12 protein-coding genes are annotated in these 13,440 nt (G+C 67.9%); 11 read left to right on the top strand and 1 reads right to left on the bottom strand.

Annotated features, from left to right (window positions below; all coding sequences use genetic code 11):
• The first annotated feature begins 10 nt into the window (after positions 1–10).
• The 11 genes from ING98_11610 (at position 11) to ING98_11560 (ending at position 12,372) form a co-directional block, all read left to right on the top strand.
• Complete coding sequence (locus ING98_11610) at positions 11–814, top strand: creatininase family protein (protein MCA3102514.1); 804 nt, start codon at positions 11–13, stop codon at positions 812–814.
• Positions 815–832: 18 nt separating this feature from the next.
• Positions 833–1,201 carry a cupin domain-containing protein gene (locus ING98_11605; GenBank protein ID MCA3102513.1) on the top strand — a complete coding sequence of 123 codons (369 nt, stop codon included), beginning with the start codon at positions 833–835 and terminating at the stop codon, positions 1,199–1,201.
• 11 nt (positions 1,202–1,212) lie between these two features.
• On the top strand, positions 1,213–2,193 hold the full coding sequence (locus ING98_11600; protein ID MCA3102512.1) for a hypothetical protein: 981 nt from the start codon (positions 1,213–1,215) through the stop codon (positions 2,191–2,193).
• 241 nt (positions 2,194–2,434) lie between these two features.
• A complete protein-coding gene (locus ING98_11595; protein MCA3102511.1) occupies positions 2,435–3,592 on the top strand; it encodes a methionine aminotransferase in 1,158 nt (385 codons plus the stop codon).
• A gap of 105 nt (positions 3,593–3,697) precedes the next feature.
• Positions 3,698–5,095, top strand: a complete 1,398-nt coding sequence (locus ING98_11590) for a 3-oxoacid CoA-transferase subunit A (protein MCA3102510.1) — start codon at positions 3,698–3,700, stop codon at positions 5,093–5,095.
• Between the two features lie 191 nt (positions 5,096–5,286).
• On the top strand, positions 5,287–6,309 hold the full coding sequence (locus ING98_11585) for an LLM class flavin-dependent oxidoreductase (GenBank protein ID MCA3102509.1): 1,023 nt from the start codon (positions 5,287–5,289) through the stop codon (positions 6,307–6,309).
• A 23-nt stretch (positions 6,310–6,332) separates the two neighbouring features.
• Positions 6,333–7,133 (top strand): alpha/beta hydrolase, encoded by an 801-nt coding sequence (locus tag ING98_11580; GenBank protein MCA3102508.1) that lies wholly within the window; start codon positions 6,333–6,335, stop codon positions 7,131–7,133.
• A gap of 66 nt (positions 7,134–7,199) precedes the next feature.
• A complete protein-coding gene (locus ING98_11575; protein ID MCA3102507.1) occupies positions 7,200–8,072 on the top strand; it encodes a LysR family transcriptional regulator in 873 nt (290 codons plus the stop codon).
• Positions 8,073–8,133: 61 nt separating this feature from the next.
• A complete protein-coding gene (locus ING98_11570) occupies positions 8,134–9,114 on the top strand; it encodes a tripartite tricarboxylate transporter substrate binding protein (GenBank protein MCA3102506.1) in 981 nt (326 codons plus the stop codon).
• Positions 9,115–9,217: 103 nt separating this feature from the next.
• Positions 9,218–11,389 (top strand): acetate--CoA ligase family protein, encoded by a 2,172-nt coding sequence (locus ING98_11565; GenBank protein MCA3102505.1) that lies wholly within the window; start codon positions 9,218–9,220, stop codon positions 11,387–11,389.
• 11 nt (positions 11,390–11,400) lie between these two features.
• Positions 11,401–12,372 (top strand): tripartite tricarboxylate transporter substrate binding protein, encoded by a 972-nt coding sequence (locus ING98_11560; GenBank protein MCA3102504.1) that lies wholly within the window; start codon positions 11,401–11,403, stop codon positions 12,370–12,372.
• A gap of 60 nt (positions 12,373–12,432) precedes the next feature.
• Here ING98_11560 and ING98_11555 read toward each other — a convergent pair whose 3' ends face one another.
• Complete coding sequence (locus tag ING98_11555; protein MCA3102503.1) at positions 12,433–13,416, bottom strand: tripartite tricarboxylate transporter substrate binding protein; 984 nt, start codon at positions 13,414–13,416, stop codon at positions 12,433–12,435.
• Positions 13,417–13,440: the final 24 nt, after the last annotated feature.

Raw genomic sequence — 13,440 nt, 5'->3', positions numbered from 1 at the left:
GGACACAGACATGCTCCCGACCCGATACTTCATCGACCTCACCCAGCCCGAGATCGCCGCGCAGCTGAAGCACAACCCGCTGGTGATCCTGCCGGCGGGCAGCGTCGAGCAGCACGGCCCGCACCTGCCCACCGGCACCGACATCTACGCATCGAACGTGATCGGCAATGCCGTGGCCGAACGCATGGACGGCCTGGTGCTGCCGGGCGGCCCGCTGGGCGTGACCCCGATGCACATGCCGTTCGAAGGCACGATCACGCTGTCGCCGGAGACCTACCAGCGCGTGGTGGTCGAGACCTGCGAGTCGACTGCCCGCCACGGTGCGCGCGACCTGCTCATTCTCAACTGGCACGAAGGCAACATCCCGTCGCTAGCACTGGCCTCCGAGAAGCTGCACCGCGAGCACCACATGAACGTGGTGGTGGTGCAGGCCTGCTACGTCGCAGCAGAGCTGTACGGCCACGATTGCGGCGGGCTGACCCATGGCGGCGAGATCGAGGCGCTGGCGGTGCTCGCGTACCGCCCCGACCTGGTCCACCTCGACCGGATCGACTATTCCTCCGACCATTCGCAGGGCCGCAAGTGGGACAAGCTGCGCCGCACACATGCGTTCCAGCCCGTGCTGCGCGACATCAAGACCATCGCCCCGACCGGCTGGTACGGCGCGCCCGAGCATGCAACCGTCGACAAGGGCCTGAAGATGCTGTCGGACATCGCCGACGCGATCGCCAAGGAAGCCAGCGAGCTGTTCCGGATGCTGGCCGAGGCCCAGGGCGGCACCGCCGAGATCAAGCAGCTCAAGCTGGCCAGCTGAGCGAAGGAGGCCCCTGACATGGCACGCGTATTCACCCAGGCCGGCGCGAAGTCGATGGGGCTTCCCGGCCGCAAGTCGATCGAGATCGCCTCGCAATCGATGGGCACAGACAACGTCACCCTCCGCTACGTCGAGATCCCGGTCGCCCAGCCGGGCGCCGGTCCGCGCAAGCCGCACCGGCACGACGGCTTCGAGGAAGTGATCCACGTGCTCGAAGGCAACGGCTGCACCGAGGCCGACAGTGGCAGCTATCCGATCGCCGCCGGAGACACCATCGTGCTGCCGTCCGGCGAATGGCATGCGACACGCAACACCGGCGACACCACGCTGAAGCTGCTCTGCTTCTTCCCGGTCGGCGACATCACCGCCCGTACCTCCAACGGCTGAAAAGAAAACCGATGCCCATCGACATCCTGTGCCTTCGCCCCGAGTCCGACTTCACCCGGGTCGGAGTCGCCATTCCCGCCGGCCCGTCGATCGCCTTCCGCGCGCCCGATGCGGCCGACGTGCCCGAGCTGATGACGGAAGCGCGCGTGCTGGTGATCCCGGCCGTCGGGCCGAAGCTCGCACCCGCGCTGTTCGAAACGGCGAAGGCGCTGAAGCTGGTGCAGATCACCGGCGCCGGCGTCGACCGGCTCGACCAGCCGACGCTGACGCGCCTGGGCATCCCGGTCTGCAACGTGCCCGGCGGCAGCAACGGCGCGCTCGCGGAGTATGCGGTCGGCCATGCCCTCGCGCTGCTGCGCCGCTTCAGCTGGGCCGATGCCGAAGTGAAGAGGGGCAACTACGTACCGTTCCGCAACCGGATGGTCGCGGACAACCTCTCCGGCCTCGACGGCATGCAGGTCGGCATCGTCGGCATGGGCACGATCGGCATCGCCGTGGCAAGGGCATTCGCAGCGTTCGGTTCGCGGATCGCGTTCTTCGATCCCGCGCCACGCGATCCGGCTGCGGTGGCGCAACTCGGCGCGACGTCGATGACGCTCGAGGCACTGTTGTCGGGCAGCGATGTGGTATCCCTGCACGTGCCTCTGCTGCCGCAGACGACCAACCTGCTCGGCGCACCACAGCTCGCGCTGATGAAGCCCTCGGCAGTGCTGCTCAACGCTTCGCGTGGCGGCATCGTCGATGAGGCGGCGCTGGCGACAGCCCTGACCGAAGGCCGGCTGTTCGGTGCCGCCGTCGATGTCTACTCGACCGAACCGCTGCCGCAGGACAACCCTCTGCTGTCCCTGGATGGCGAAGGCGCGTCACGGCTGCTGCTCACGCCGCACATCGCTGGCGTGAGTCGCCAGGCATCGGCAACGCTGTTCAAGGTCGCGCTCGAGAACGCGATGCGCGCGCTGGCCGGCGAGACGGCGCTGCATCGAGTGTACTGAAGCCGGCGGGTGTCGCCATGGATGGCTGCGCGCAGGTGTTTCCCGGCCGACGCCCTGGGCGAGTTGGAGTACGATCCGCGCCGCAAGCAGCAGCGGAGTGCGGACCCACCATGATCGAAGACACGACTGCAGGCGCGCAGCAAGCGGCCCGGAACAGACCCATCCGGCTGCCGCTGCACGCGTGCCCGGCCCGGTCGGAGACCGGCGGGATGCAGGGCGACCGATGAACGAACGGTCGGACATGCCGGCAGTGCAGGCGCCGATCGACCGGCTGCCCTGGGTGGGCACCACGATCTTCTCCGTGATGTCGGCGCTGGCCGCACGGCACGGTGCGATCAACCTCGGCCAGGGATTTCCCGACTTCGACTGCGACCCGGCGCTGCACCTGGCGGTGGTGGAGGCCATGCGTGCCGGGCACAACCAGTACGCGCCGATGCCGGGGGTACTGCCGCTGCGCGAGCGGATCGCATCGAAAACGGCGGCGCTGTACGGGCACCGCTACGACGCGGACCAGGAAATCACGGTCACTGCCGGGGCGACCCAGGCGCTAATGGCCGCGATCGTCGCCCTGTCCGGCCCGGGCGACGAAGTGATCGTGCTCGAACCATGCTACGACTCGTACCAGCCCTCGATCGACCTCGCAGGGGCGAGCGCGGTGCGCGTGCCGCTCGACGCTGCGCGCAACTACGCGGTCGACTGGGACCGTGTGCGCGCGGCGATCACCCCGCGCACACGGCTGCTTATCGTCAACTTTCCGCACAACCCCACTGGCCAGGTACTGGACGCGGCCGACATCGCGTCCCTCGAAGCCATCGTCGAGCACAGCGGCATCACCGTGCTGTCCGACGAGGTCTACGAGCACATCCTGTTCGACGGCCGCTCGCACCAGGGCATCGCACGTTCCCCGCTGCTCGCCTCGCGCGGCGTGCTCGTGTCCAGCTTCGGCAAGACCTTCCATGCCACCGGCTGGAAGGTCGGCTACGCATGCGCGCCGGCCGCGTTGAGCGCCATGATCCGCAAGGTGCACCAGTTCATGGTGTTCGCGGTATCGACGCCGATGCAGCATGCGCTTGCGTCCTACCTCGACGACCCGACACCGTACCTCGACCTGCCGGCGTTCTACCAGCGCAAGCGCGACCGTTTCTGCGCGGCGCTGTCCGGCTCCCGGTTCCGGTTGCTGCCTTCCCAGGGCACCTACTTCGTGCTGGCGGACTATTCCTCGATCAGCGACGAACCGGAGGACGTCTTCGCGCGGTGGCTGATCGAGCGCCACGGCGTTGCGGCCATCCCGGTATCGGCGTTCTATCGCGAGGGTTACGACAACCGGGTGATCCGTTTCTGCTTCGCCAAGCGCGAGGACACGCTCGACGCCGCCGTGGATAAGCTGCTCACGGTCTGACCCCCTCGGGGCTGGATGCCGTGCGCGCGAGCACGAGTTGGAATCATCGCCCCCCGGGTTTACCATCCGCCAACGACAACAACGCGGCAGGCTGGGGGAGAGTCGATGGACAAGGTGGTCGCGTCGCCACAAGAGGCGCTTGCAGACATTACCGACGGCGCCACGGTTGCCATCGGCGGCTTCAGCGTCGGCCACCGGTTCGCACTCAGCCTGATCACGGCGCTGCGCGACAAGGGCACCAGGGATCTCTGCGTCGTATGCAACTCGATGGGCGCAGCCGGTGAACTGCGCGGACAGATCCTCGCCGAGAACGGCCAGGTCCGGAAGCTGATCGCAGCCTTCACCGTGCGCCCGGGCATGCCCGCTGCATCCGAAGAGCAGATCCGCGCCGGGCAGATGGAGGTCGAGCTGGTTCCCCAGGGCACGCTGGTCGAGCGCTGCCGCGCCGGTGGCGCCGATATCCCGGCCTTCTTTTCGGCCGCCTGCGTCGGCACCGACATCGCGCAGGGCAAGGAGTCGCGCGTGATCGACGGCCGCACCTATGTGCTCGAAACCGCCATCAAGGTCGACTACGCGCTGCTGCGCGCCTGGCGCGCCGACCGCGCAGGCAACGTGCAATTCCGCGGCGGCAGCCAGAACCTGAATCCGGCCTTCGCCAAGGCCGCACGTATCGCGATCGTCGAAGTCGACGAGATCGTCGAGGTGGGCGACATCCCGCCAGAGCTCATCAACCTTCCCGGGATCTTCATTGCCCGCGTGGTGAAGAGCACCAACCCGTTCGATGCGAAACAGACACCGCAATCGAAGAAGCGCCCTGCAGACCAGCCCCGCCTGTACAACGGCAAGCCGGCCCTGACCCGCGCCGGCATCGCGAAGCGTGCGGCCCGGCTGGTGCGCGAAGGCAGCTACGTCAACCTGGGCGTGGGCATCCCGACGATGGTCTCGAACTACCTCGAAGGGCGCGATGTCGTGCTGCACGCGGAGAACGGCGTGCTCGGCTACGGCCGCATGGTGTCGGGCGACCGGGTCGACCCCGACATGTACAACGCCAGCGGCCAGTATGTCGAACTGGTGCCGGGCGCATCGTTCTTCGATTCGGTCACCTCCTTCGAGATGGCGCGCAGCGGGCGCATCGACACCGTAATCCTGGGCGCCTACGAAGTCGACTCGACCGGCAGCGTCGCCAACTGGAGCACCGAGAATGCGCGCCTGGGCGGCATCGGCGGCGCTATGGACCTGATCTCCGGCGGCAGCGAACTGATCATCGTGATGGAACACTGCGACAGCAAGGAGCGGCCGAAACTGAAGAAGCAGTGCCGCTTTCCGCTCACCGGCCAGCGCTGCGTCGACTGGGTGGTCACCGACCTCGCCCTGCTGCGCTGGAACGACGGCGACAGCCGCTTCGAACTGCTGGAGACTGCGCCCGGCTTTACGGTCGAAGAAGTGGTGGCCCTTACGGAAATGCCGGTGTTCCCGGTGGCTGCGGTCGGCACGATGGCCTGAGCAGCCCGGTGCATTATTGACCGGATGGAAATACTCATTGGCTGGATCGCAGCTTCCTTCCCGTCGGTTGCATGCCTAGAATGCAGGCCTGATCGGGAACCGATGCCGGCACTGGCCGCACGCGCTCGATCGAACCCGGAACCGGCATGGCCCGTGCATCGATCGGCGGCATGCAACCAGGAGGAGAGGTCATGAAGTTCGGGCTGTTCGGCGGCGGCAAGGTGGGGGGCGCCAATCCCCTGGGCGACAGCTACGGCTATCGCGATTTCATCCGCTACATCTGCGATGCCGAGGAACTCGGCTTCGAGAGCGCATTCCTGGTCGAGCACCATTTCACCGGCGTGGGGCAACTGTCGGCGTCGCTCAACCTGCTGTCGTACATCGCGGCGAAGACCAGCCGCATCCGCCTTGGCACCGCGGTGGTCGTGCTGCCGTGGCACAACCCGGTGCTGCTGGCCGAACAGATCGCAACCCTCGACGTGCTGTGCGAAGGGAGGTTCGACATGGGGGTCGGCCGCGGCTACCGCAAGGACGAGTTCCAGGCGTTCTGCATCCCGATGTCCGAGGCGCAGGAGCGCTACAACGAGTGCTTCGAGTTGCTGCTGAAATCGCTGTCGAGCCGCGAGCGCTTTTCGCACCACGGCAAGTACTGGAACTTCGAGAACATCGTCGTCGAACCGGCACCAACACAGCAGCCGCATCCACCGGTCTGGATGGCGGCCGGCCGGCCCGAGGGCATCGCCTACGTCGCCGGGCAGGGCTGCAACGTGCTGCTCGACCAGATCGGCTCGGTCGACGACACCATCGAGCGCGTGCAGGTGTTCCTGAAGGCACAGGCTGCGGCCGGCATCGTCCCTGACGCCACGCGCTGCGGCGTCACCCGCGCGCTGCATATCGTCAACAGTGAAGCCGAGCGCCGGCAAGCCTATGCCCGCCGCATCGATACGCTGAAGAAGATCGGCGAACTGGCGAAGAAGCCGCTCAACCTGGAACCTGCGACCTTCGCCGAGGGCGGCATCGCCAGCGACGACGCGGCGCTGATCGGCACCCCCGAGGAGATCGGCGAGCGACTGCAGAAGCTTGCCGACGGGGGCGTCGAGTACGTACTGCTGACCAATGCGACGGCCAGCCGCGAGTCGCTGGTGACCTTCTCCGAGAAGATCATGCCGCATGTGCGCAGCCGTGCACCGGCAGCCGCGCTCGAAGCCGCCTGACCCGCACCGAACGAGGAGCATCGATGAGCAGCCACGCCGGCACGCCAGCCTTCCGGGAAGGCTTCGTCCAGACCAATGGCCACGGCCGCATGCATTACCTCGAGGCCGGCAGCGGCACGCCGCTGGTGCTGATCCATACCAACGGCGGATCCGCCCACCAGTATGCCGGCGTGATGCCGGCGCTTGCGCGCCAGTTCCGCGTGATCGCCTGGGACATGCCGGGGCACGGCGATTCCGACCCGGTCACGCGACACTACTCGATCGCCGACTACTGCGCGGCGCTGGCGGCCTTCATGGACAGCCTGTGCATCCCGGCTGCGCATGTTTCCGGCTGCTCCTGCGGCGGCACGATCACCATCGGATTCGCCACTGGCCATGCCGCGCGCACCCTGTCGGCGGTGATCGTCGAGACGCCATTCCGGACGTTCGACGAGTGGGGCGCGCGCTGGGCGCATACCGAAGCGAACTTCTGCATTCCGACCCAGGGCATCGACGAGGTGCGCAACCGGGTCGCGCGCGTCGACGACGCCCTGCTCGCGCGCTGGAACATCGACCGCAACAAGGCCGGTGGCAAGCTGATGATCGACGTGATGTGGGCGATGCGCGGCTTCGATGCCAAGGCCGGGCTGGCCGCGATCACCCGGCCGGCGATGGTCCTGTACGGTGCGAAGGGGCCGACCATCGCAATGCGCGACCGGGCGGCGGCGGCGGCACCGGCAATGCCGATCGAAGTGCTGCCGGACTCCGGGCATTTCCCGATGCTCGACGAGCCGGACGCGTTCGCCGCCACGCTTGCGCGCTTCTGCGGCGCAGCTTCGCGCTGATCGGCGCGTCGCGCCGCCCGGCAGACTGCCCGGAACGCTGATGCAACTGCGATCGGCGGCGGCGCGATGAACAAGCTGCTCGGCATGCAGGCCTTCGTCAGCGTGGTCGAATGCGGCGGATTCACCGGCGCAGCCAGGCGGATGGGCCTGTCGGTGTCGGCGGTCACCAAGAACGTCGGCCGCCTGGAGTCTGAACTGGGCACGCAACTGCTCGCCCGCACCACGCGCCGGGTCAACATCACCGAGTTCGGCCGCGAGTACTACGCGAGCTGCCGCAAGGTGTTCGGCGAACTCGAGGGCGTCGAGAACGCGCTGCGCCAGTCGCAGGAGCAGCCCAGGGGCAAGGTCAACCTGCTGTGCCCGGCGTTCTTCGCCCGGGTGAACCTGATGCCCAGGCTGCACGAATTCAATGCGCGCTACCCGGACATCGAACTCGACGTGACGCTCGGCGACAGGCATGCCGACCTGATCGATTCAGGCATCAACCTCGCGGTCGTGGTCGGCGAACTGAAGGATTCGCGCTTCGCCAGCCGGCTGCTCACGCGCGGCCCGCGGGTGTGCTGCGCGACGCCGGAATACTTCCGGCGCCACGGCATGCCGCAGCAGATCGACGAGGTGATGTCTCACAACTGCCTGGTGAGCCGCACGGCGCTGTGGCAGTTCCGCGAAGGCGGGCGCACCATCGAGGTTGCGGTCAAGGGCAACCTGGTGGTGCGTAGCGGCGATGCGCTGCGCGAGGCGACGCTGTCCGGGCTGGGCATCGCGCAGTCGAACTGGTGGCTGTTCCGGCAAGACCTCACGGCCGGGACGCTAGTGGAATGCCTCAAGAAGCATCGAGTGCCGGGACGATCGATGTCGGTGGTGTATCCGCCGACGCGCTTCGTGCCGCGCAAGGTCCGTGTCATGATCGATTTCCTGGTCGAGATCACGCGCGTCTGAACGCGTGACCGGCCTCGCGGCGGCGGCATGCCGCCGGAGAACCCGAGAGGAGGAGCAACCGATGTCCCGCATCCTGACCACCGCAGCACTGGCCGGCTGCCTTCTCGCCAGCGCATGGTCCGCCGGCAGCGTATCCGCACAGGCCTTCCCCGCGCGGCCGCTGATGATCGTCAATGGCAACGCAGCCGGTGGCACGCCCGACATCCTGGCGCGCCAGATGGCAGAAGAACTGCGGCAGGCCCTCGGCCAGAGCGTGGTGGTGGTGAACCGCACCGGCGCCAACGGATCGATCGCGGTGGAATCGGTGCGCCGGGCGACCCCGGACGGCCACACCCTGCTGTTCGCGACCATGACCACGATGGCGGTCAACCCGCACCTGCAGAAAGATGCGCGCTACAACGGCGCCCAGGACTTCGAACCGATCGCCACCCAGGTGCTGCAGCCGCTGCTGTGGGCGACCACCTCCAGCCAGCCGTTCAAGTCTCTGAAGGACGTGGTCGAACAGGCCCGCGCCCATCCGGGGAAGATCATCGCCTCGCGCCAGGGCTTCGGCGCCTCGTCGCACCTGACGGTGGCCGCACTCACCGGCCGCAACAAGATAGAGTTCAACCTGATCGGCTTCACCGGGTCGGCCGACACCTTCATGGCCCTGCGGCGCGGCGACGTCCAGCTGATGGTCGACCTGCCGCAGTCGATGCTGCCGCGCATCCAGGCCGGCGACCTGGTGCCGCTCGCCGTCACCAGCGCGGCGCGGATCAAGGCCCTGCCCAACGTCCCTACCTGGATCGAGCAGGGCGTGATGGACAACGAACTGACCGCCTGGTACGTCTACCTCGCACCGAAGGGCACGCCGGCCGCGATCGTCGGGCAGCTCAACACCGAGATCAACCGGATCCTCATGCAACCGAAGTTCCGGCAGCGGCTCGAGGAGGTCGGCGGCATCGTGCGCACGCTGTCCCCTGCGGACCTGCGCCGCTTCATGGCAGAGGAACATGTGCGCTGGGGTGCGCTGCTCAAGAATGCCGGGGTCAACCCGGATTGACGGCATCGGTCCAAAGCGCACCGCTGCAGCCCGTACCGTTCGGCTGTAACCTGGCGCACATCATGCTTAACCTGCATCGGCAGCCCTCCGGAGGATCACCGTCTTGCCAGCGCCACAGCCTGAACACTATCTCGACCGTATCCTCAACCCACGCTCGATCCTGATCGTCGGCGCCTCGAGGGACCCGGTCAAGCGCGGCAACCGTGCGATCCAGTCGCTGGTCGCCGACGGATACGCCGGCACGATCATCCCGATCAATCCGCGCGAGACGGAAATCCTCGGCTTCGCGGCCTATCCGTCGATCACCGATGCACCGGGCGAGCTCGACCTGGCTGTGGTGTGCACTGCTGCGCACACCGTCAAGGCGGTGATCGAGGAATGCGGCCGGCGCAAGGTGAAGGGCGCGATCCTGCTCGCCGCCGGCTTCAGCGAGATCGGCGAGCAGGGCCGCATCCTCGAGGACGAAGTCGTGGCACTGGCGAGACACTACGGCGTGCGCCTGATCGGCCCGAACACCAACGGCATGTTCAGCGCCCGCCTCGGCTGCAACGCCTGGGGCCTTCCCGACATCCCGCGCGGCCCGCTCGGCCTGCTGTCGAACTCGGCCAACTGCGTCACCTCGATCGTGATGCAGGCGCGCACGCATGGCTTCATGGGCATCAACACGATGCTCAGCGTCGGGAACCAGGCGGACATCGAGTTCCACGAGTACCTCGAGTGCCTGGGGGAGGATCCGGCCATCTCCGCGGTGATGCTCTACCTGGAGGGATTCAAGAACGCAGCGGCCTTCCGCGAGGTCGCGCGCCGCACCACGCAGAAGAAGCCGGTGGTGATGTACGTAGCGGGACGCACCAGCGAAGGCAAGCGTGCCGCGAAGTCCCACAGCGGCTCGCTCGCCGGGGCCTACGCGATCAACCGCGGCGCGCTCCGGCAGTCGGGCGTCACCGTGGTGGAGCGCCTGTACCACCTGTATCCGGTCGCCGAGGCGCTGAGCCTGTTCCCGTCGATGCGCGGCCGCCGCGTCGCGGTCGTCTCCGAAGGCGGCGGACCGCTGACCGTGGCAGCCGATGCACTGGTCGAGCAGGGGCTGGTGCTCGCGCAGCTGTCGCAGGAGACGCAGGCGCGCATCCATGCCGTCGTGCCCAACGCCACCGCGATCGACAACCCGGTCGATGCCGGTGGCGGCACCGATCCGCGCGCCGAATACTACGGCCCGATCGTGCGCGCGATCCTCGAGGATCCGGCGATCGACGCAGTGCTGATCGTCGGCCTGCTCGGCGGCTATGCCGATCGCTTCGGCCCACAGGCGGCACCCGCCGAGCATGCGGTCTGCGCCGAACTGGGCGCGATGATGCGCGAGTACGGCAAGCCGGTGATCGTGCAGAGCCACTATGCCGACATGAAGACGCAGTCGCTGCGCATCCTGCGCGAGGCTGGCGTGCCCTTCCAGCGGCATGTCGAAGTCGCGGTACAGTGCCTCGCCAGCGCGGCCGATGCGTCCGCGGCCCGCGCACGCAACGCCGCTGCCGCCGGCGCGGCGCAGTCGATGCAGCACCCGGCACCGGCGGCCGTGCGCATCATCGATTCGGCGATGGCTGAAGGCCGCGACCTGCTGGAGACCGAGGCGCGCGACCTGCTCATCGCCTGCGGCATCGCGATGCCCGGCCACCTGCTGCTGCGCAGCGTCGACGACGCAGCCGCTGCGATCGACCGTTTCGGAGACTCACGGCTGGCAATGAAGGTCGTCTCCGCCGACATCCTGCACAAGTCGGAGGCGCAGGGCGTGCTGCTCGGCCTGCAGGGTGCAGGTGCGCTGCGCGAGGGCTGGCGGAAGATCGCGGCAAACGCCGAGTCCTACCATCCCGGCGCACGCCTCGAAGGCATGCTGGTGACGCCAATGGCCCCGCGCGGCACCGAGTTCATCATCGGCATCACCGACGACCCGCAGCACGGCCCCGTGATGCTGTTCGGCCTGGGCGGCGTGTTCGTGGAAGTGATCGGGGACGTCGTGTTCCGCGCGCTGCCGCTGACGACGGAAGACGCGCTCGACATGATCGGCAGCCTGAAGCATTCGGCGGTGCTCGACGGCGTGCGTGGCGCCGCTCCGGTCGACCGCGCCGCGCTGGCGGACCTGCTGGTGCGGCTGTCCCGCGTCCGCGAACTGCATCCGCAGATCGCAGAGATCGACCTCAACCCGGTGATCGCGCATGACGGTGGCCAGTCCGTCGTCGACGCGCGCATCGTACTGCGCAGGAACGTTTCCAAACCCGCCTGAAAGGTCCGCCCATGAATGCGTGCTGCAAGCGTGTATTGCCCCTGTTGCTCGTCGTTGCATCGGCCGGCGCGGCCGCACAGCAGTACCCGTCCAAGCCGGTGCGCGTGGTCATCGGCTTCGCCGCCGGCGGCAGCGTGGACCTGGTCGGGCGCACGGTGGCCCAGGCGCTCGCGGGTGCATACGGCCGGCCGGTCGTGGTCGACAACCGGCCGGGTGCGGCGAGCCATATCGCTGGGGCGCTCGTTGCCGCAGCGATACCGGACGGCTACACGCTGCTGGTGAGCAGCCAGGGTGGCCTCGGCACCAACCTCGCGCTGTACACGAAGATGCCGTACAACCCGCTGAAGGACCTGACCCCGGTCACGCTGCTGGTGTTCCAGCCGCAGATCGTGCTCGTCAACCCGAAGGTCGAGGCGCGCAACATCAAGGAGCTGATCGCTCTCGCCCGCGCAAAGCCCGGTGGGCTCAACTACGGATCGGCCGGTTCCGGTGGCGTGCTTCACCTGGCGGCCGAACTGTTCAGCAGCATGACCGGCACGAAGATGACGCACATCGCCTACAAGGGCGGCGCGCCAGCACTGGTCGACCTGATCGGCGGCCAGATCGACCTCACCTTCCAGCCACTGCCGGAAGCCCTGCCCCACCTGCGCGGCGGGCGCGTGCGCCCGCTGGCCATGACGAGCGCGAAGCGATCCGCGTCGGCACCGGACATCCCGACCGTCAGCGAGTCCGGGCTGCCCGGGTTCACGTTCACCAGCTGGATGGGCACCGCCGGACCGGCCGGCATGCCTGCCGCGCTGACGGCGCAGATCAGCGCCGACTGGAACAAGGCGCTGAACGCACCCGAAGTGCGACCGCGCCTGATCGAAGCCGGACTCGACATCGCCGGCGGCACGCCCGAGCAGTTCGCCGCGCACATGCGCAGCGAGGTCGACGCGATGATGAAGCTCGTGAAGGAATCCGGCATTCCCCCAGTCGAGTAGCCGACATCCGGGTCTGACCCCGGGGTCAGACCCCAGGGTCAGACCCGGATTTTTTGTGGTCTACTCGGTCGGTATGCGGGCGTCGCGGATGGTCTGTCGCCAGCGCTTCAGTTCGGATTCGATCATCCGCTGGAACTGGCCGGGGGCCTGCGCGGCGGGTTCGAGGCCGGTCGCCTGCAGGCGCTCGCGCACGTCGGTGGCCGCCATCGCGCGGCCGACCTCGTCGTACAGCCGTTGCACGACAGCCTTGGGAGTCGCCGACGGCGCGACGATGCCATACCAGTTGGTCACCACCACGTCGAAGCCGAGTTCGGTCATCGATGGCACCTCGGGCAGCGCGGCGCTGCGCTTCACCGAGGTCACCGCAAGCGGCCGCAGCCGCTTCGTCTGCACGTAGGGCAGCGAACCGCCCATGCCGATGAAAGTCCCCTGGATCTGCCCGGCGACGGCATCGTTCACGGCCGGACCGCCGCCCTTGTACGGGATGTGGTTGAGGTCGAGCCCGGCCCTGAGCTTGAACAGTTCCAGGGTGAGGTGCAGCCCGCCACCATTGCCGGACGAGCCGATATTCAGCTTGCCAGGCTGCGCCCTGGCCAGCGCGAGGAAGTCCTTGACGGTCGTGGCCGGCACCGCCGGGTTCACCATCAGGATGTACGGCGTCTCGGCGATCAGTGCGACGCCGGTAAACGCCTTCACCGGATCGGCCGGTGGCTGCTTGACGAAGTAGGCAGGGTTGATGGTGAGCGCGAGGTCGGCGAGCAGCAGCGTGTAGCCATCGCCGGCGGCGCGCGCGACCACGTCGGTGCCGAGCATGCTGGCGGCACCCGGCCGGTTGTCGACCACGACCGACTGCGCCATCAGTTCGGACAGTTTCTGGCCGATGATGCGGCCGGTGACGTCGGACCCGCCGCCCGGCGCAAACGGCACGACCAGGCGGATCGGCCGACTCGGCCAGGCATCGGCTGCGATCGCCGACGCGGCAGGCATCGCCACCATCGCGACCAGCAGCGGGAGCAGCGGTGCGGACGGACGCTTCGTGTTCATGGCGGGACCTTCGTTCGGGCTGGT

The sequence above is a fragment of the Rhodocyclaceae bacterium genome, from assembly GCA_020248265.1.
Taxonomy (GTDB): domain Bacteria; phylum Pseudomonadota; class Gammaproteobacteria; order Burkholderiales; family CAIKXV01; genus CAIKXV01.
This window is presented reverse-complemented; position numbering and strand designations above follow the sequence as displayed.

What these genes read in the sequence shown, in the direction of transcription:
- ING98_11610 (MCA3102514.1), top strand. Translation starts at nt 11, where the DNA reads ATGCTCCCGACCCGATACTTCATCGACCTCACCCAGCCCGAGATCGCC.
- ING98_11605 (MCA3102513.1), top strand. Translation starts at nt 833, where the DNA reads ATGGCACGCGTATTCACCCAGGCCGGCGCGAAGTCGATGGGGCTTCCC.
- ING98_11600 (MCA3102512.1), top strand. Translation starts at nt 1,213, where the DNA reads ATGCCCATCGACATCCTGTGCCTTCGCCCCGAGTCCGACTTCACCCGG.
- ING98_11595 (MCA3102511.1), top strand. Translation starts at nt 2,435, where the DNA reads ATGCCGGCAGTGCAGGCGCCGATCGACCGGCTGCCCTGGGTGGGCACC.
- ING98_11590 (MCA3102510.1), top strand. Translation starts at nt 3,698, where the DNA reads ATGGACAAGGTGGTCGCGTCGCCACAAGAGGCGCTTGCAGACATTACC.
- ING98_11585 (MCA3102509.1), top strand. Translation starts at nt 5,287, where the DNA reads ATGAAGTTCGGGCTGTTCGGCGGCGGCAAGGTGGGGGGCGCCAATCCC.
- ING98_11580 (MCA3102508.1), top strand. Translation starts at nt 6,333, where the DNA reads ATGAGCAGCCACGCCGGCACGCCAGCCTTCCGGGAAGGCTTCGTCCAG.
- ING98_11575 (MCA3102507.1), top strand. Translation starts at nt 7,200, where the DNA reads ATGAACAAGCTGCTCGGCATGCAGGCCTTCGTCAGCGTGGTCGAATGC.
- ING98_11570 (MCA3102506.1), top strand. Translation starts at nt 8,134, where the DNA reads ATGTCCCGCATCCTGACCACCGCAGCACTGGCCGGCTGCCTTCTCGCC.
- ING98_11560 (MCA3102504.1), top strand. Translation starts at nt 11,401, where the DNA reads ATGAATGCGTGCTGCAAGCGTGTATTGCCCCTGTTGCTCGTCGTTGCA.
- ING98_11555 (MCA3102503.1), bottom strand. Translation starts at nt 13,416, where the DNA reads ATGAACACGAAGCGTCCGTCCGCACCGCTGCTCCCGCTGCTGGTCGCG.